Origin of the sequence: Sphingomonas sp. GlSt437, from assembly GCF_048015635.2 — a bacterium.
Lineage (GTDB): Bacteria > Pseudomonadota > Alphaproteobacteria > Sphingomonadales > Sphingomonadaceae > Sphingomonas.
The window spans coordinates 569,735-586,135 of record NZ_JBPGYA010000001.1 but is presented as its reverse complement, the minus strand read 5'-3'; the positions used below and the strand labels follow the sequence as shown (position 1 = coordinate 586,135).

Annotated in this window: 13 protein-coding genes; 11 read left to right on the top strand and 2 right to left on the bottom strand. The window is 66.1% G+C overall.

The genetic code is table 11. The annotated features are described in order from the left end of the window. Positions 1-31 precede the first annotated feature (31 nt). Genes ACLB0R_RS03080 through ACLB0R_RS03070 form a run of 3 tightly spaced genes read left to right on the top strand, consistent with a single transcriptional unit; the run spans position 32 to position 4,199 of the window. Positions 32-2,245 carry a tetratricopeptide repeat protein gene (locus ACLB0R_RS03080; RefSeq protein ID WP_416641881.1) on the top strand — a complete coding sequence of 738 codons (2,214 nt, stop codon included), beginning with the start codon at positions 32-34 and terminating at the stop codon, positions 2,243-2,245. A 43-nt stretch (positions 2,246-2,288) separates the two neighbouring features. Then, entirely contained in the window at positions 2,289-3,128 is an 840-nt protein-coding gene (locus ACLB0R_RS03075; RefSeq protein WP_416641880.1) for an ATP-binding protein, read from the top strand. A gap of 6 nt (positions 3,129-3,134) precedes the next feature. Then, positions 3,135-4,199 (top strand): sensor histidine kinase, encoded by a 1,065-nt coding sequence (locus ACLB0R_RS03070; RefSeq protein WP_416641879.1) that lies wholly within the window; start codon positions 3,135-3,137, stop codon positions 4,197-4,199. Between the two features lie 9 nt (positions 4,200-4,208). On the opposite strand, the gene ACLB0R_RS03065 is transcribed toward ACLB0R_RS03070, so the two are convergent. Then, positions 4,209-5,993: an ABC-F family ATP-binding cassette domain-containing protein gene (locus ACLB0R_RS03065; protein WP_416641878.1), complete on the bottom strand. Its 1,785-nt coding sequence runs from the start codon at positions 5,991-5,993 to the stop codon at positions 4,209-4,211. Positions 5,994-6,417: 424 nt separating this feature from the next. On the opposite strand from ACLB0R_RS03065, the gene ACLB0R_RS03060 reads away from it, so the two are divergent. From ACLB0R_RS03060 to ACLB0R_RS03045, 4 genes are all read left to right on the top strand, one after another. Beyond that, positions 6,418-6,720, top strand: coding sequence for a hypothetical protein (locus ACLB0R_RS03060; RefSeq protein ID WP_416641877.1), 303 nt, complete (start codon positions 6,418-6,420; stop codon positions 6,718-6,720). Positions 6,721-6,753: 33 nt separating this feature from the next. Next, a complete protein-coding gene (locus ACLB0R_RS03055) occupies positions 6,754-7,419 on the top strand; it encodes a response regulator transcription factor (protein ID WP_416641876.1) in 666 nt (221 codons plus the stop codon). Positions 7,420-7,430: 11 nt separating this feature from the next. Continuing rightward, the gene (locus ACLB0R_RS03050) at positions 7,431-8,834 is read left to right on the top strand and encodes a sensor histidine kinase (protein WP_416641875.1); all 1,404 of its coding nucleotides are present in this window, start codon (positions 7,431-7,433) and stop codon (positions 8,832-8,834) included. 103 nt (positions 8,835-8,937) lie between these two features. Next, positions 8,938-9,204 (top strand): hypothetical protein, encoded by a 267-nt coding sequence (locus tag ACLB0R_RS03045; RefSeq protein WP_416641874.1) that lies wholly within the window; start codon positions 8,938-8,940, stop codon positions 9,202-9,204. A gap of 41 nt (positions 9,205-9,245) precedes the next feature. Here the strand turns inward: ACLB0R_RS03045 and ACLB0R_RS03040 are convergent, their stop codons facing one another. Next, complete coding sequence (locus ACLB0R_RS03040) at positions 9,246-11,504, bottom strand: S8 family peptidase (RefSeq protein ID WP_434953692.1); 2,259 nt, start codon at positions 11,502-11,504, stop codon at positions 9,246-9,248. Positions 11,505-11,685: 181 nt separating this feature from the next. Here ACLB0R_RS03040 and ACLB0R_RS03035 point away from each other — a divergent pair, with 181 nt between their 5' ends. The 4 genes from ACLB0R_RS03035 to ACLB0R_RS03020 all read left to right on the top strand — a co-directional run bounded on the left by ACLB0R_RS03035 (position 11,686) and on the right by ACLB0R_RS03020 (position 16,399). Beyond that, positions 11,686-12,354: a pyrimidine 5'-nucleotidase gene (locus ACLB0R_RS03035; protein ID WP_416641872.1), complete on the top strand. Its 669-nt coding sequence runs from the start codon at positions 11,686-11,688 to the stop codon at positions 12,352-12,354. Continuing rightward, positions 12,351-13,178, top strand: a complete 828-nt coding sequence (gene dapD, locus ACLB0R_RS03030) for a 2,3,4,5-tetrahydropyridine-2,6-dicarboxylate N-succinyltransferase (protein WP_416641871.1) — start codon at positions 12,351-12,353, stop codon at positions 13,176-13,178. Before ACLB0R_RS03035 ends, dapD begins: the two co-directional genes overlap by 4 nt. A 35-nt stretch (positions 13,179-13,213) precedes the next feature. After that, positions 13,214-14,182, top strand: a complete 969-nt coding sequence (glpX, locus tag ACLB0R_RS03025; protein WP_416641870.1) for a class II fructose-bisphosphatase — start codon at positions 13,214-13,216, stop codon at positions 14,180-14,182. 417 nt (positions 14,183-14,599) lie between these two features. Continuing rightward, positions 14,600-16,399 carry a CocE/NonD family hydrolase gene (locus tag ACLB0R_RS03020; RefSeq protein ID WP_416641869.1) on the top strand — a complete coding sequence of 600 codons (1,800 nt, stop codon included), beginning with the start codon at positions 14,600-14,602 and terminating at the stop codon, positions 16,397-16,399. Positions 16,400-16,401: the final 2 nt, after the last annotated feature.

Genomic DNA, 16,401 nt, shown 5'->3' with positions numbered 1-16,401 from the left:
TTGGACGCGGGGCGGGGATGCTGTGCATCCCGTGACTCCTTCACCGTTCGTGTCGAGCGAAGTCGAGACACGTGGCGCAAGCGATTCGCCTGCTGCCACTTCCTCGGCTGCGCTCGGGACGAACGAGGGAGCGGGGGCGCCGGGCGCGACCGCGCGCCGGCGCGGCTGGAAACGGCGCTCCGGCAGCGGGCGTTTGCGGCGCTGGCTGGTCGGACTGTTGATCGCGCTTGCCGGGGTGGCGGTGATGGCGGCCGGCGTTGCGGCATGGCGCTCGATGCCCGTCGCGGTCGATCCTGCCGCCGCGCGCGAAGAGCTGCGCAAAAGCCTGGCATTGCTCGCCGCCGACAATGCCAGCAGTGCCCGCCTCCACGCGCATCTCGCCGTCCAGCGCGATCCGAAATGGGGTCTGGCGCATGCCGTGTTGGCGCGCGCCATGCTCGCGATGGGCGATGGCCCCGCCGCGCAAGGGGAGCTGACGCGCGCAGTCGATGCGGGGTTCGATCCTGCGCGCGCGCATCATCTTTTCGCGCATGCCTATCTGCTTCAGGGCGATCCGGCGCACGCGCTCGCCGAAGCGCGCCGCGCTGACCCGCGCTATGCTGGCTATGCCACTCGTATCGCCGCGCTGGCGCTCGCGCAGCAAGGCGATCTCCCGCGCGCCCAAGCGATGCTTGGCACTCTGCTCGCGGCTTCCGGCGGGGCGGACGCGCAAGCCTGGGCCGATCTCGGCCGCGTGCGCCAGATGACCGGCGATCTCGCCGGTGCCGCCGCCGCAGCCGATCGCGCGCTCGCCATCGATCCGCGCCTCGTCCGCGCGACGGTGCTCCGTGCCGAGCTGATCCGCGACCAATACGGCCTCACCGCCGCGCTGCCTTGGTTCGAAGCGGCGCTGAAGGTCGATCCTGCCGATCACGACGCACTGATCGGGTATGCCGCGACGCTGGGCGAAGCGGGGCGCTATACCGACATGCTCGCGGCGACGCGGCGCGCGCTGGTCACGCGACCGAACAGCGCGCAGGCGCTTTATCTTCAGGCAGTCATGGCCGCGCGCGCCAGGCGGATCGATGTCGCGCAAGCCATTGCGCGGCGCATGGCGGGCAGCTTCGCCGATCTGCCCGGGCCGCTGATGCTGACCGCGATGCTCGACCTTGCCAATGGCGCCGATCAGCCAGCGGTAGTGCGGTTGCGCCGCGTGATCGGCCAACAGCCGATGAACATCGCGGCGCGGCGCCTGCTCGCCAGCGCGCTGATGCGCTCGGGCGACTGGCGCGGCGCGCTCGACGTGCTGCGCCCGGTCGCGATCCGGGGCGACGCCGACAGCTACACGCTGACTCTGGTGGCGCGCGCGTTCGAAGCGACCGGCGAGCGCGACTGGGCAGCGCGCTTTATCGATCGCGCCGCTTTGCCCGCGCTGGCGACGACCTTGCCCTTCGGCACCGATGACAGCCTTGACGATCTGCGCGCCGCCGCCGAAGCACGGCCGGGCGATCCGGTGGCGGCGGTCGGCTATATTCGCGGTCTGATCGACGCGCACCAGCCGGCAGCTGCGCTGGCCGAAGCACAGCGGCTGGCGCGCGTTTATCCCGGCGTGCCGCAGGCGCAGACCCTGGTCGGCGATGTGTTGATGAGCGCGGGCCGCGCCGCCGATGCTGCCTCGGCTTATCAGCGCGCTGCCAATCTTCGCTTCGACGAGCCGGCGTTGCTGCGGCTGATCGACGCTTATGATCGCAGCGGCCAGCATCCCAAGTCGGCCGCCGCGCTCGCGCTGTTCCTCGATCAGCACCCGCGCAACACCACCGCGCTCCGGCTGGCGGCGCATTGGCAGATCGCGGCGGGCGATTGGGCAGCGGCAATCGACACGCTGGAGGGGCTGCGCGATCGCGTCGGCAATCGCGATGCCGCGCTGCTCGGCGAGCTGGCCGCAGCCTATAGCGGTGACGGGCAGGACGATGTCGCGCGCGTCTATGCGGCACGCGCTTATGATCTCGCGCCGCTCAACCCGGCAGTCGTCGATGTCTATGGCTGGGTGCTCTATCAGGCGGGCGACGAAGATGCCGGCCGGCAATTGCTCGACAAGGCGGTGGCGATCGCGCCCGCTCATGCCGGTCTGCGCTGGCACCATGCCCAGATTGCCGCCGACATGGGCGATAACGATGTCGCGCGCGTCGATATCGCGGCGGCGCTCGCCGATCCCGCCTTTGCCGATCGCGCTGCCGCCATCGCGTTGCTGAAGACGCTCGGCTGATCCGCCTTGCCGCTGCCGGGGGGAGCCGGCATTAGGGCAGGTAATGACCGACGACGCCACCGCCGCGCTGCAACGGATCGCCGACGCGCTTGACCGGCTGGCGCCGCCGCCCAGCGCTTCTGCCGATCCGCTCGCGCATCCCGCCTATCTATGGCGCAACGACGCGCTGATTCCCGCGCGCCATTTCGCGCCGCTGCCGTTGCATCTGCTGCTCGGCATCGATGACCAGAAGGCAGAATTGCGCGACACGCTCGCCCGGCTGGCGGCGGGGCACGCCGCGCATGACGTGCTGCTTTGGGGTGCGCGCGGCACCGGCAAGTCGGCGCTCGTCAAAAGCGCCGTCGCCGATGTGCAGGCGGCGGGCGGCGCGCTGGCGCTGATCGAGATCGCGTCTGATGCGCTGGCCACGTTGCCGCGCTTGTTCGATGCGATCGAAGGGGCGAATCGCGGCTTCGCGCTGTTCATCGATGATCTGGGCTTCGATGCTGCCGGCGCCGCGCGGCCCCTGCGCTCGATGCTCGAAGGCGGTGCCGAGGCGCGGCCCGGCAATGCGCGCTTCGTCGTGACGTCCAACCGCCGGCATCTGCTGCCGCGCAACCTGGAAGAGCAATCGAGCGCGATCAATCCGCGCGACAGCATCGATGACCAGCTGGCGCTTGCCGATCGCTTCGGCCTATCGCTCGGCTTTCACGTCCTCGATCAGGCGGGATATCTGGCGATCGTCGAAGGTTATGCAGTGGCGTTCGGCCTGCCGATCCGCCCTGATGAGGCGGTGCGCTGGGCCACGCAGCGCGGCGCGCGATCGGGCCGCGTGGCGTGGCAATATATCGTCGATCTCGCCGGCGCGGATAAAAAAGCGCTCGTCATTCGTTCAGGTCAGTAACGATTTTTGTCGATTGACTTCACGCAGGAAAAAGCGCGCATCGCCGACATGAAATGGCTGCAGCCTCTGTTCGCGGACATTGATCTGCCGAGCCGCTATCAACAGCGCGTGCCGCCGCTTGTCACCAAGCTGGTGGTCGCCGGCAATTGCCTGGGGACGATGGCGATTGTCCGCGCGCTGCTCGATTTGATTTGGCCGGGCGTCGCGCCGATGGCGCTGATCTTTCCACCGATCATGATGGCGACGCTGTTCGCCGGCCTGTTGTCGGGCACGATCACGCTGACCGTGGGGATGCTGTGGGCGTGGTATGTCGTCATGCCCGTCGCCAACAAATCGCTGATGGCGAGCCCTGCCGCGGTGCCAACGGTCGCCGCCGTCGCGATCATCGGGGTGATCACGCTGCTGACCGCTTATGTCTTCCGCGAAGCGGTGCGCCAGGCGCAGCTCGATCGCAACCGGCAGATCGCCGACCGCGACTTGTTCCTGCGCGAGGTCGAGCATCGCGTGAAGAATAATTTTGCGATCGTCATCAGCCTCCTCGACTTGCAGCAACGCCGCGCCGAGCCCGCGACGGCCGAGGCGCTGGCCACCGCCAAGGCGCGGATCGAGGGCATTTCGCGCGCGCACCAGCATCTTTATCGCGGCGACATCCAGCAGGCCGATACCGTCGAGATTTCGACTTATCTGAGCGAGCTCTGCGCCGCGCTTGCCGACGCGCTCAGCCTCGAGCGCCATATCGAATTGCATTGCGATAGCGACGCCGTCGCCGTCGACAGGGATCGCGCGGTATCGATCGGGCTGGTCGTCAACGAGCTGGTCACCAATGCCGCCAAGCACGCCTTTGCCGGGCGCGACAGCGGGCGGATCGACGTGATGTGCCGGGCGCAGGCACCGGGATTGCGGATCACTGTCGCCGATGATGGCGTCGGCATCGCGCCGCGCAAGCCGGCGTCGCGCCAGGGCGGGCTCGGCACCAAGCTGGTCGATGCCTTTGCGCGCCAGGCTGGCGGCACCGTGGCGGTGGAGAGCGACGGCAGCGGCACGCGCGTGTCGGTCGATCTGGCAGCGTAGCGGCGCCGATCAGCCGTCGACGCGCTCGGCAAGCTCCAGCCAGCGCAGTTCGGCGGTTTCCTTCTCCGCACGCGCGGCGGCGACCGCCTTGGTCAGCCGGTCGAACGCCGCCGGATCGCGCGCGTAAAGCCCGGGGTCGGCCATCGCGGCTTCGTCGCGCGCGATCGCGGCGTCGAGTGCTTCGATCCGCGCCGGCAACAGATCATAATCGCGCTGATCCTTGTAGGTGAGCTTGGCGCGCGCCGGCGCGGCGGCGGGGGCAGACGGGGCTGCCTCTGCCTTAGCGGCCGTGCGTTTAGGCTCGGCGCGCGGCGCGCGGCGCTTTTCCCAATCCTCATAGCCGCCGGCGACGATATCGACCTTGCCCGACCCGTCGAGGCCGAGCGTGATCGTCACGGTGCGGTCGAGGAAGTCGCGATCATGGCTGACGATCAGCACCGTCCCGTCGAAATCAGCAATCACTTCCTGGAGCAGATCGAGCGTTTCGAGGTCAAGATCATTGGTCGGCTCGTCGAGCACCAACAGGCTCGCGGTGCGGGCGAATTCGCGCGCCAACAGCACGCGCGATCGCTCGCCGCCCGACAAGGACCCGATCTTGGCGTCGGCAAGCTCGGGATCGAACAGGAATTCCTTGAGATAGCCCGCGACATGCTTGCGGCTGCCGCGCACATCGACCCAGTCGCCGCCATCGGTCAGCACATCGCGCACGCGCTTGTCGGGCGAGAGCAATTTGCGCTGCTGGTCGATGACGATGCCGTCGATCGTCTTGGCCACGCGGACATGGCCCGTGTCGGGCGGCAATTCGCCGGTCAGCATCTTTAGCAAGGTCGTCTTGCCCGCGCCATTGGCGCCGACAATGCCGATGCGGTCGCCGCGCTGGATGCGCAGCGACATCGGCTTGATGATGGCGCGGTCGCCATAGCTCTTGGAGATGTTATCGGCGTCGATCACCGTCTTGGATTTGACTTCCTCGGCAACCTTCAGCCCCAGCGCGGCGGTGCCCTGCGGCCCCAGCATCGCGGCGCGTTGCGCGCGCATCTGCTTGAGTTTCTCCAACCGCCCCTGGTTGCGCCGCCGCCGCCCGGTGACGCCGCGCAGCAGCCAATGCTCCTCGATCTTGAGCTTGGCGTCCAAGCGCTCGGCATTGCGGATTTCCTCGGCATAGACCTGCTCGGTCCACGCATCATAGCCGCCAAAGCCGATTTCGTTGCGGCGCAGCGCACCGCGATCGAGCCATAGTGTCTGTTTGGTCAGCCGGGTGAGGAAGGTGCGGTCATGGCTGATGACGATGAACGCGCCGGTGAAGCGCTGCAGCCAGGTTTCGAGCCATTCGATCGCGCCGATATCGAGGTGATTGGTCGGCTCGTCGAGCAGCAGCACATCGGGGTCTTGCGCCAGCGCGCGCACGATCGCGGCCCGCCGCCGCTCGCCGCCTGACGCCGCTTTAGCGTCGCGCGACAAGTCGATGCCGAGCTGGTCGGCAATCGCCTCGGCTTCGTGAGGCGCGGGAGCATCGTCGCCCGCCAGCACGAAATCCTTGAGCGTTGCGAACGCCTCCATCGGCGGGTCCTGCTCGAGCAGCACGACGCGTGTGCCCGGCACGATCGTGCGCCGGCCCTCGTCCGCCTCGATCCGATCAGCGATCAGTTTCATCAGCGTCGTCTTGCCCGCGCCGTTGCGGCCGATCAGCGCCAGCCGGTCGCGCGCGCCGATATGCAGGTCGAGCCCGCGGAACAGCCACCCCGCGCCCTGGATAAGACCGAGATTTTCGTAGGAGAGGATGGGAGCTGCCATGCCCGCGCAGTTAGGGGTGGGGACGGGAGAGGGCAAGCGCCAGTGGTTGGCGGCGTTGCGTTGCGCCGGGGGCTAAGCCATCTATCCCTCGCCCCTGCTTGCAGGGGAGTTCGGGGTCGGCCATGCCCCCGGCATGGCCTAAACAGCGCGGGGCGCTGTTTACCCCGAACTGGTTGCGCAGACCTAGGCCCGGCAGGGCCTTAGTCGGAGCTGGGTGAGGGGTCATGCCGAGCCGCAGGCTCGGCGCGCGCCTGCTGGCGCGCTGAACCCCTCACCCAACCTTTGCTAGCCAGCAAGCTGGCAAGCTTCGGTATCCCTCTCCCCTGCAAGCAGGGGAGAGGGGTTGAGCCCTCTCATGCCTTTCAGTTCGCTTGCATACCCATTCACAGGCTGTTCAAGCCCCGCTGCCTAGGGCAAAGCGATCATGACGATGAAGAGCTTGTCCTTATCGCTATTGCTTGGCCTGATGGCGGTGGCGCCCGCGGCGGGAGCACAGCGCCATCGCGATACCGACGAGGTGTTCGATGCCGCGCGCGCCGGGCGCATCCTGCCTTTGCCTGAAATCGAGCGGCGCGTGCTGCCGAGCATGGGCAATGCCCAGTATCTCGGCGTCGATGTCGATTTGGACAGCGGGATTTACACGTTGAAGTTCCTGCGCAATGGACTGGTTATCTGGGTGCAGGTCGATGGCCGGTCGGGCCAGATCATCGGCCGATCCGCCCGCTAATTAGGGGCCCGCGGGGACCGACAGGGGAAGATAATGCGCGTATTGATCGTCGAGGATGAGCCCAGCCTGGGCCAGCAATTGAAGAACACGCTGGAAGGGGCCGGCTATGCGGTCGATCTCGCAACCGATGGCGAGGACGGGCATTTTCTGGGATCGACCGAGAATTACGACGCGGTGGTGCTCGACCTCGGCTTGCCCGAAATTGACGGGCTGACCGTGCTCGATCGCTGGCGCAAGGAAGGCAAGGTGATGCCGGTGCTGGTGCTGACCGCGCGCGACAGCTGGTCGGATAAGGTCGCCGGCTTGGATGCGGGCGCCGACGATTATGTCGCCAAGCCCTTCCAGTCGGAGGAATTGATCGCCCGGCTGCGCGCGCTCATCCGTCGCGCCTCGGGCAATGCCTCGTCGGAACTGATCGCGGGCGATGTCCGCCTCGATACGCGCTCGGGCAAGGTCACGCTGGCGGGCGAGCCGGTGAAGCTCACCGCGCAGGAATATAAGCTGCTGAGCTACCTCCTCCACCACAAGGGCAAGGTGGTCAGCCGGACCGAGCTGATCGAGCATATCTACGATCAGGATTTCGACCGCGATTCAAACACTATCGAGGTGTTCGTCACGCGCATTCGCAAGAAGCTCGGGCAAGATGTGATCAGCACGGTGCGCGGGCTGGGGTACAGCCTGGATGATCCCGATGCCTGATCGAGCGCGCCGTGGCTGAGGCGGATCCATCCGCAAGCGGCAAGGCGCCCGTGGTCGCCACGCGCGCCGCGCCGCCGGTGCGCACCAACGGCTCGCTCAGTTGGCGGATGATTTCGGTCGCGGCGCTGTGGATCACGGTGCTGCTGACCGGCGGCGGCATTGCGCTCGATCGGGTGCTGGTCAGTGCAGTGACCACCAATTTCGACGATCAGCTCGAATATGTGCTGCAGGCGATGATCGTGTCGTCCGAGATTGGCCCGGACGGCGAAGTCTATTTTACGCGCCAGCCGGCCGATCAGCGCTTTCTTGAGCCCTATTCGGGGCTTTACTGGCAAATCAGCGCGCCGGGGCACGACGATTTTCCGTCGCGCTCGCTGTGGGACCGGCGACTGGCTTATGGCGGCAAGCACAACGACCTCACCATTCACGAATATGACAGCGAAGAATTTCCCAAGGAGAAGCTTCGCGTCGTCGAGCGCGACGTTCAGCTGCCGGGATCGCCGGTGCGTTGGCGATTCAAGGTCGCGTCGAGCCGCGATACGCTCGATGCGCAGATCGGGGCGCTCCGTCAGACGCTGGTGCGCAGCTTCCTGCTGCTCGCGGTCGGGCTGATCGGGCTGGCGGCGCTACAGACCTTTTATGGCCTCTGGCCGCTGCGCAAGGTGCGCGAGGAAATCGTCCGCATGCGCGCCGGCAAGTCGCGCCGCATCGACCAGGCAATGCCGATCGAGGTCGCGCCGATGGTCGAGGAATTGAACGCGCTGATCGAGCACAATGACCGTCAGGCCGAGGAAGCGCGCGCGCACGCGGGCAATCTGGCGCATGCGCTGAAGACACCGCTCACCGTCATCATGAACGCGGCGACCGCGCAGGCCGACGACCTTGCCGCCACCGTCATCCGCGAGGCGGCGACGATGCGGCGCCAGGTCGATCATCACCTCGCGCGTGCGCGCGCCGTCGGGCGGCGGGGCAATGTGCATAGTCGCGCTGCAGTGTGGCCCAGCCTCGAATCGGTCGAGCGCGCGGTCGGGCGGCTTTACCCCAATGTCCGCTTCGACATGGATGGCGCCAAGGATTTGTCGGTCCATGTCGAACGGCAGGACTTGGACGAAATGCTCGGCAATCTGATCGAGAATGCCGCCAAATATGGCGGCGGCAGCGTGTTCGTCACGGTGCGTGCGGCGGGCGAGTTCGTCGAATGCCTGGTCGAAGATGACGGCATGGGCATCCCCGAGGAAGAACGCAGCCGCATCTTCGATCGCGGTGCCCGGCTCGACACGGGCAAGCCGGGGACTGGCCTGGGCCTCGCGATCGTCCGTGACGTCGCCGAAATCTATGGCGGGTCGATCACGCTCGAGGAGAGCGAAGATCTGGGCGGCCTGCTGGCGCGGCTGTCATTGCCTGCTGCATCTTGAGTAATGGCCGAATTTAGAACCAAAATGACCAGTATTTTATATTGGTGATTGTGATAACCTTACTATCCTAAAATTGCTGATCGCGTTGATGTGGAGCAGCCAGATGAAGCATTTGATCGCGTTTGGGGTCTTGTCGCTTGTCGCAAGTGCGGCTTCCGCTCAGCGCCTTGCCGAGAGCGTTGGTGGTAGTCCTGCATTTGTCAGCACTGGCTTAGCGGACTCTTCCGACCTGAGCGAAACGAGTCACAAGGTTTGGCCCAACACCCTGGTGTGCTTTGAGCGCAAGGCCGATCATCACGCGGTCTGCAAGCGTATGGCGGAATGGCGTCGGATCGAGGCCGAGCTAGCGGCACGTAAAACCGTTAGCTAATCTCGGACGCTGCTGGGCGGCTTCGTCGCCTCGCGAATTGCTCAGAACAAGAACGAATAGCGCATCGCCCAGCCATAATCGTTGGGCAGCGAGGCGATATTGCCGGGATCGCGCCGCCAATAGAGATGCGTATCGAGCGCGCCCGGGCCGAAGGGGCGCGCATAGCTCATCTCGACATCGATTTCGCGGCCGGTCGGCGCCAGGTTGAGTTGCTGCGCCGTGAAGCCATCGGCGCGCGCGGTCCAATAATCATAGCTGGTCGGCAAAGTGAGATCGATGCCGCCGCGGGACACGCGCAGCGGCTGGGCGACACGCAGCGAAAGGCTGTCGTTGGCCATGAAGACGCCGGCCTTGCCGATGTCGGCGGCAAAAGCGTCGGTGCGGATCAGGCCCGATCCGGCAAGGCCGGCACGCACTTGCGCCAGCGTCCAACCCTGGCGCACGCTGCCGCCGATCGACCAGCCGCCGCCGGGATTGAGCCTTGCCTCGCCATCCACGAACCAGCTCGTCGCGCGGGCGGCGCCCAGCCCGTCGCCGAAATGCGCGCCGAGTACGGTGCCATGCTCGTTGAGCGTACTCGCCGTCAGCGCCAGCGCGAGCGGGCCGAAATGGCGGTCTGCGGTCAGCGCGGCGCGGTCATAACGGTAGCGGCCGGTCACCGGTTGGAGCGCGCTGAGCGGGCCGGTGTCGACAGCGTCGACAAGGCCGGTGTCTATGCTGCCGGTCAGTCCCCACGGCCCGAACCGGCGGCGCACCGCAAAGGCATTGCCGCTGCGTGCGGCGAAGCCGAGCTCACGCAGCGGATCACGCGCGATCAGGAAAGCGGGGTCGGCGCGACCGGCAAGCTGCGCGCTCAGCACCGGCGCACCCGTTGCCATGCCGATCGCGAAATCGGCGCGCGCGCCAAGCTTGCCGACCACCGTCGCGGCGATCGCGCGCGCGCGTTCGCTGTCGTCGCCCGTCAGGCTGAGCCGCGACACATGGGTGCCGTCGCGGCTCGGCGCGATCGTCACAGCCACCGCCGTGCTGCCGATCGTCGAGCTGTAATAATGCTGGCGATTGGTGAGCGCCGCGTTGAGCGGTTGCGCCGGCGCGGAGGTGCGCAAGGTGCGCGCAAGATCGATTGCGAAAGCGCGACCATAGCCATCGAGGATCACCGCGCCGAGGCCGCTCTGACGCGCATCGCCCATCGGCGCCGACAGCGTGCCATTGGCGACCAGCGACACCGGCGCGCGCGTGCTGGAGAGCGATGCTGCGCCCAGCGGCTGGAAGGCGCGCGTCAGATCGAGGATGCCGTTGCCGTACGTCGAATCGACGCCCGGCGCGCCCGCGTCGCGCGCGCTTTGATACAGGATGCTGACGATCTGCGCACCGGTCAGCGTCGGGAACGCCTGGGCGAGCAGCGCGACCGCGCCTGAAATCTGCGGGGCGGAGAAAGACGTGCCGGTCCAAAGGAACGTCTTGTTGTGATTGTCTGGCGCGCGGACATTCTCGCCCACAGCCGCCAGGTAATGCGCGGCGCCGGCGCCGGCCTTGTCGCTGAAGGTCGAGAGCTGGTCGGTCGTTCCGACTGAGCCGGCGATAATCACCAGATTGCGCGCCACCGCGTCATTCTCGGCGATCTGCGCGAGCGGGTCCGGCTCGGCAGTGCCGTCATTGCCGGCGGAAATGACGATGATGATGCCAGCGGCGGTCGCCCGGCTGATCGCGTTGACGAGCACGGTGCCTGCCGGCGAGCCGCCCAGCGAGATGTTGACGACGCGCGCCCCGTTCATCCGCGCGACGTCTAGCGCGGCGGCGATGTTGGTGTCGTCGTGCTTGCAGCCGCCGCTGCTCGCGCAGGTTCCCGCCGTGTCGGAGCGCAAAATCAGCAACGTGGCATCGAACGCCACGCCGAGCGTGCCGATGCTGCTGTTGCGGCGACCGCCAAGCGTGAAGGCGACCGCTGTGCCGTGGCCGCCTTCATCCTGGATGCTGCCGGTACCCGCGACATAGGTCGATGCCGGATCGATGCGGTTGCCGAATTCGGGGCTGTTGAGATCGATCCCGCTGTCGATCACGCCGATCTTCACGCCAAGCCCGGTCGCGCCTTTGTTATAGGCGGCGAGCGCGTTCATCGACACCGCGCCCACCGTCGCGCGATATTCGGTGGTGTCGTAATTGGCCGTCGGGGTCGGTGTTGGCGTGGGGGTAGGCGTCGGGGTCGGGGTCGGTGTCGGTGTCGGAGTAGGGGCGGGCGTTGGGGTCGGGGTGCTCTGGACCCCGCCACCGCCGCCGCATCCGGCAAGCGATGCCAGCATAACCAACGAAACCGAAGCGAGCCACCGGCGTTGCAAACCCGTCATCACCCGTCCCCTTACCCTCGCGTCAGCTGTCCGGCCGATCATCCCCCGATAGGATTGACGAACATTTTACGCAGGCTCCTCCGCAATCCTTCGCCGCCTTGCCCTGCACGCGGCTGGCGCCTAAGGCGGCGCCCGCATGGACGCGCGGCTGGCCCCTATCCGTAACTGGATTTTCGATCTCGACAACACGCTTTACCCAGCCAGCGCCAACCTGTTCGCGCAGATCGACGAACGGATTACCGATTATATCGCGCAGCGACTCGATCTTGATCGGGTAGCAGCGCGCAAGGTGCAGAAAAATTATTTCCACACCCATGGCACCACGCTGTTCGGCATGATGGCGGACCATAGCGTCGATCCGCACGAGTTTCTTGGCTTTGTCCATGATGTCGAGATGGATGTGCTGGATCACAACGCCCCGCTCGTCGCCGCCATCGCGCGGCTGCCGGGGCGCAAGCTTGTCTTCACCAATGGTGACGCCCCTTATGCGATGAAGGTGCTGGCGCGGCTCGGGTTGGCCGAAAGCTTCGAGGCGATCCACGATATTCACGCGATGACGTACGTGCCCAAGCCCTCGCTCAGCGCTTATGAAGGGCTGCTTACCCGCCATGGACTCGATCCGCGCGAAAGCCTGTTCGCCGAAGACATGGCGCGCAACCTGAGACCGGCGAAGCAGCTCGGCATGACGACGGTCTGGGTCGATAACGGCTCGGAGCAGGTACCGAACGATGACGATCGCGGCTTTATCGATTTCACGACAACCGATATCGCAGCCTGGCTGACCGCGATGATGGAGAAGGCATGACAACCGATCTGGCGCAGACCATCGACACCGCCTGGGAAGCGCGCGACAGCGTCAACAGCGAGACGCGCGGCGCCGTCCGCGATGCGATCATCGATGCGATCCGCTTGCTCGATTCGGGCCAGGCGCGTGTTGCCGAGCCTGATGGCGCGGGTGGCTGGCGCGTCAACCAATGGCTCAAGAAAGCGGTGCTGCTGTCGTTCCGGTTGAACGAGATGATCGAGATTTCGGGCGGCCCCGGCGGCGCGCCGTGGTGGGACAAGGTGCCTTCCAAATTCGAGTATTGGAATGCCGGGCAATTCCGCCAGGCGGGGTTCCGAGCGGTGCCGGGCGCGATCGTCCGGCGCGGCGCGTTCATCGGCAAGAATGCAGTGCTGATGCCGAGCTTCGTCAATATCGGTGCGCATGTCGGCGAAGGCACGATGGTCGATACCTGGGCCACGGTCGGCAGCTGCGCGCAGATTGGCGCCAATGTTCACTTGTCGGGCGGCGCCGGCATTGGCGGCGTGCTCGAGCCATTGCAGGCTGATCCCGTGATCATCGGTGACGGCGCCTTCATTGGCGCGCGCGCCGAAGTGGCGGAGGGCGTGCGCGTCGGCGAAGGCGCGGTGCTGTCGATGGGCGTCTATCTCGGTGCGTCGACCAAAATCATCGAGCGCAACACCGGCAAGGTCCATCGCGGCGTCGTGCCGCCTTATTCGGTCGTCGTGCCCGGCTCGATCGGCGGCGGCGACGGCAAGCCCGCGCTTTATTGCGCTGTTATCGTCAAGCAAGTCGATGCGCAGACGCGCTCCAAGACCAGCATCAACGAATTGCTCCGCGACTAAGCGCGAGCGCCCGATACTCCATCAGGGGAAGTGCAATGCCTAAGGCCAGTAAGGTTCTCGACCGCGTTCTCGTGCTCGAAATGGTGCGCGTCACCGAAGCCGCCGCCATAGCCGCTGCCAAGCTCGTCGGGCGCGGCGACGAGAAAGCGGCCGACGCCGCCGCGGTCGAGGCAATGCGCGAGGCGCTGAACGGCCTCTACATGGACGGCACCGTGGTGATCGGCGAAGGCGAGCGCGACGAGGCGCCGATGCTGTTCATCGGCGAAAAGGTCGGCTCGGCGATCGGCAAGGGCCCCAAGATCGATATCGCGCTCGATCCGCTCGAGGGTACCACGATCACCGCCAAGGCTGGCCCCAACGCACTCGCCGTGCTGGCGATTGCCGAGGAGGGCTGCCTGCTCAACGCGCCCGATGTTTACATGGACAAGATCGCGATCGGGCCGGGATACCCCAAGGACCTGATCAGTCTCGACGCCAGCGTGACCGACAATGTGAAGGCGCTCGCCAAAGCCAAGGGGGTCAAGCCGCGCGACATCAAGGCGCTGGTGCTCGATCGCCCGCGCCACGACAAAATCATTGCCGAGCTGCGCAAGCTTGGCTGCGGCGTCATGCTGATCCCCGATGGCGATGTCGCCGGCGTGATCGCGACGACTAACCCTGAAACCAATATCGACATCTATATCGGCCAGGGCGGCGCGCCGGAGGGCGTGCTCGCGGCGGCGGCGCTGCGCTGCGTCGGCGGCCAGTTCAAGGGGCGGCTGGTGTTCCGCAACGATGACGAGCGTGCCCGCGCGCGCAAATGGGGCATCGAGGACCTCGACAAGCAATATGACCTGAAAGAGCTGGCGCGCGGCGACTGTATCTTCGCCGCAACCGGCGTGACCGACGGCTCGCTGCTCGGCGGCGTCAAGCAGGTCGGCGGCAAGCTCGTCACCGAAAGCGTCGTCATGCGCGCGTCAAGCGGCACGGTGCGCTGGGTGCGCGGCGAGCGGCGGATCGACTGACACCGGACGCTCGGTCGGCGCGTCGAGCAGCAGCGTCGCTGTCCTACAGGGTGCAAAGGCGCGATACGCCGAATCGGGTCTTTCAGCGCGGATAGCGCCGCATTTGAGCCATTACGCAAAGCCCATGGTCAGTGGGAACATTAGGGAACATTCGCGCAGGTAACCTATAGAGGGCGCCGGCTCGGCGCACTCTGCTCAACATCTCCGTCACCCCGGACTTGATCCGGGGCGCCGCTATAATCGGCGCTCGAAGAAGCGGGACCCCGGCTCAAGGCCGGGGTGACGAGGAAAGAAGGCGACGCGACGCCGGTTGCATGTCCGTGCGGACGCGATAGGGTCCTCTCGAATAGCGGGAGGGATAGCATGCGTTTGGCGTCGGTTGCGTTGGTATTGGCGGCTCTTGCGGGGGCGCCCGCCATGCCCGCTCTGTCGCAGGACAAGCCCGTTCAGGCCGCCGCAGCCTTCACCTTCGAGAAGGTCATGGTGCCGATGCGCGATGGCGCGCGGCTGGAAACGGTGATCTTGCGCCCGACCGGCAAGACCGGGCCGTTGCCGATCCTGTTCCAGCGCACGCCCTATGGGGTGCCGCAGGCCGCGCCGCCCGTTGTGCCGCGCTCGTGGAAAAGCCTGGTCGATGATGGCTATATCTTCGTCTTCCAGTCGATGCGCGGCCGCTTCGGCTCGGACGGCACTTTCACCATGTCCACTGCCGTCCACCCCGGCAATCCCAAGGCCACTGACGAATCGACCGACGCTTATGATGCGATCGACTGGCTCGTAAAGCATGTGAAGCCCAACAACGGCCGCGTCGGCATGTGGGGTGTTTCGTACCCCGGCTTCACCGCCGCCGTCGCGCTCGTCCATCCGCATCCCGCGCTCAAGGCGACGAGCCCGCAGGCGGCGTGGATCGATTATTGGCAGAATGACGATCTGCACAGGAACGGTGCGCTGCGGCTGAGCTACATCCCCGACTGGGTCTATGGCCTGCAGCTGAAGAAAGAGACCTACGAGGATTTCCCCTACGACACCAACGACACTTATGATTTCCTGCTGCGGCTGGGCCCGGTCGACAATCTCGACAAGCTCTATTTCAAGGGCCGCATCCCGCTGTTCACGGCATTGCTCGATCACCCCAATCACGACAGTTTCTACACCGACCAGAATTGGCAAAAGGCGCTGGGCAAGACGACGGTGCCGACGCTGAATGTCGCCGGCTTCTGGGACCAGGAAGACCCCTGGGGCAGCTGGCAAATCTATGCCCAGCAGCAGAAGAACGACCCCAACCATCTAAGCGTGATGGTCGCCGGCCCCTGGGCGCACGGCACTTGGCAAGGCAAGATGGACATGCTCGGCAACATCCCGCTTGGCCGCGACACCGGCGAGGAATTCCGCGAGCAGATCCAGCGACCGTTCTTCGCTTATTGGCTACATGGGACCGGTGAGAAACCCAACTACGCTGCACGCATGCTGCAATCAGGCTCGAATGTCTGGAAAAATTATCAGAGCTGGCCGCCCAAGGGCGCGGTGTCGACCAGCCTTTATCTCCACGCCGACGGCTCGCTGAGCTTCGACGCGCCGGCGGGCGGGGAAGGGTGTCGCGATTATGTCTCCGATCCTGCCAACCCCGTGCCGTTCCGCGAGCGCCCGATTTCGCCGACTTATCCGCGCCCCGAATGGCGCTGGTGGGAAAGCGCCGACCAGCGCTTCGTCGACCACCGGCCCGATGTGCTCAGCTGGGTCAGCGCGCCGTTGACCGCCGACCTGACCGTCACCGGCGAGCTTGCCGCCGAGCTGATGGCCTCGACTACCGGCACCGACAGCGACTTCGTCGTCAAGCTCATCGACGTGCTGCCGCAAGACGCGCAGAAATTCGATGAGAATGCGCCCTATGGCGCCTATCCGCGCCAGCTCAACGGCTATGAATGGCCGATCGCGATGGAAGTGCGCCGCGGCCGCTTCCTGAAGAGCGATACCAATCCGCAGCCGCTCGTCCCGGGGCAAGTGACGACGTGGGACGTGCCGCTGCGCAGCCACGACCACGTCTTCAAGGCCGGCCACCGCATCATGGCGCAAGTCCAGTCGAGCTGGTTCCCCGTCATCGACCGCAACCCGCAGAGCTTCGTGCCTAACATCGCGCATGCCCGGCCCGAGGATTTCGTCAAGGCGACGCAGAAGGTCTGCGCCGGCTCGCGGATCGTGCTGCCGGTAATGAAGTAGCG

Coding starts and splice junctions, on each gene's coding strand:
- ACLB0R_RS03075 (WP_416641880.1), top strand. CDS start 2,289: ATGACCGACGACGCCACCGCCGCGCTGCAACGGATCGCCGACGCGCTT.
- ACLB0R_RS03065 (WP_416641878.1), bottom strand. CDS start 5,993: ATGGCAGCTCCCATCCTCTCCTACGAAAATCTCGGTCTTATCCAGGGC.
- ACLB0R_RS03060 (WP_416641877.1), top strand. CDS start 6,418: ATGACGATGAAGAGCTTGTCCTTATCGCTATTGCTTGGCCTGATGGCG.
- ACLB0R_RS03055 (WP_416641876.1), top strand. CDS start 6,754: ATGCGCGTATTGATCGTCGAGGATGAGCCCAGCCTGGGCCAGCAATTG.
- ACLB0R_RS03045 (WP_416641874.1), top strand. CDS start 8,938: ATGAAGCATTTGATCGCGTTTGGGGTCTTGTCGCTTGTCGCAAGTGCG.
- ACLB0R_RS03040 (WP_434953692.1), bottom strand. CDS start 11,504: ATGCTGGCATCGCTTGCCGGATGCGGCGGCGGTGGCGGGGTCCAGAGC.
- ACLB0R_RS03035 (WP_416641872.1), top strand. CDS start 11,686: ATGGACGCGCGGCTGGCCCCTATCCGTAACTGGATTTTCGATCTCGAC.
- dapD (WP_416641871.1), top strand. CDS start 12,351: ATGACAACCGATCTGGCGCAGACCATCGACACCGCCTGGGAAGCGCGC.
- glpX (WP_416641870.1), top strand. CDS start 13,214: ATGCCTAAGGCCAGTAAGGTTCTCGACCGCGTTCTCGTGCTCGAAATG.
- ACLB0R_RS03020 (WP_416641869.1), top strand. CDS start 14,600: ATGCCCGCTCTGTCGCAGGACAAGCCCGTTCAGGCCGCCGCAGCCTTC.